The organism is Geofilum rubicundum JCM 15548, from assembly GCF_000974365.1.
Taxonomy (GTDB): domain Bacteria; phylum Bacteroidota; class Bacteroidia; order Bacteroidales; family Marinilabiliaceae; genus Geofilum; species Geofilum rubicundum.
On the sequence record NZ_BAZW01000171.1, the window covers coordinates 1 to 998 of the forward strand.

1 protein-coding gene is annotated in these 998 nt (G+C 35.4%); it reads left to right on the forward strand.

The features are described from left to right. A partial coding sequence (locus JCM15548_RS20595) for an energy transducer TonB (RefSeq protein WP_227626093.1) occupies positions 1-857 on the forward strand: 857 nt, incomplete at its 5' end. Positions 858-998 lie beyond the last annotated feature (141 nt).

A 998-nucleotide genomic window follows, 5' to 3' on the forward strand; every position in this document is an offset into this window, starting at 1 on the left:
ATGTGGGCGTTAACGGGCATAATATGAGAAAAACTACCACCATATTTATGATTTTATTTTCGTTGACAATTTATGCAACGGAACAAACTCCTGATTTATTAATTTACAAGTCAGATACAATTTATATTGACACTTATCCACTTGAATACTTGATGGATAAAGATTCAAGTATTAATAGAACGATTTTGTTTTATTCAGACGACATGTGCATGTCAACTGATTGCTGGAGAGGACACATTGCAACATGGAGAATTGACAATGACAGCTTATTTTTAGTTAAAATGGTAGATTGTTGCGAAGGGTATCTTATGAAAATGGATGAAATATTTGGAGAAACTTCATCAAAGGTATTTGCCAGCTGGTATACCGGAGAATTAATTGAGTATCAAAGTTGGTTTTCAGTAGAAGATGAAAGCTCAAATAGTTTTAGGTGTAAAATTTTAAATGGGCGAGTAGAGTCCATTGTCAATGCAAAATTTTTAGGTCAAAAGAAGGATACTGCATTGATTGATAACGTCATTAATAGTGACACTTCTATTTATGTGTTGGTAGACAAATATCCCACATTAATGACAGAGAGTAAGAATTATGAGATTGCTGAATTAAAGACCTTTATTCTTGAGAATATTAGGTTTCCTCAGAATGACGTAGATTGTATGGGAGCTGTATATATTTCATTTGTAATCGAAAAGAATGGCACAATTAGTAATAAAGAATTTGTTCGAAGACTATGCAATAGCTATGATGAAGAAGCAATGAAAGTAGTTGATTTAATGACAACCTGGAAGCCTGGATTAATAAATGGTCTTCCTGTTAGGACTAAAATTACATTACCAATAAGATATAGGTATAATTAAATTACGACCCGTTAACATGCTGTATACGGCAGCCGGGGCTCCACAGCATATTGTGGGTTTCGTTCTCCCAAGTCAGCAGTGCTTGGCCTGAAACTTTCGTAACTGGCAGAAATGCCCCGGCCGACCGCATACAGCTGGACG